Annotated in this window: 1 pseudogene; it reads left to right on the top strand. The window is 69.9% G+C overall.

Going from position 1 to position 272, the window contains the following annotated elements:
- Positions 1-166: pseudogene (locus ACSNOH_RS35315) on the top strand (DUF3558 domain-containing protein); the annotation flags it as partial.
- Positions 167-272 lie beyond the last annotated feature (106 nt).

Raw genomic sequence — 272 nt, 5'->3', positions numbered from 1 at the left:
CGACGACGACTACCGCAACGCGACGGTCGTGGCCCGTACGGGCAATGTGGTGGTCACCGTGAAGTACAGCGGCGCCGGCTTCCAGGGCGCGAAGAACCCGGCCGCGGACGACATCGCCAAGGGCGCGCAGGACGCGGCCAAGGAGGCGGTGGCGGCGGTCGCCGCGGCGAACAAGTAGCCGGCGGAAGACGCACGAACGGCGCCGCTGTACTTCACGGTGACCACCACATTGCCCGTACGGGCCACGACCGTCGCGTTGCGGTAGTCGTCGT

Source organism: Streptomyces sp. URMC 127 (assembly GCF_051386535.1).
Taxonomy (GTDB): Bacteria; Actinomycetota; Actinomycetes; order Streptomycetales; family Streptomycetaceae; genus Streptomyces.
Note: the sequence above shows the minus strand (reverse complement) of the source record. Positions and strands in the feature narration are given on the sequence as shown.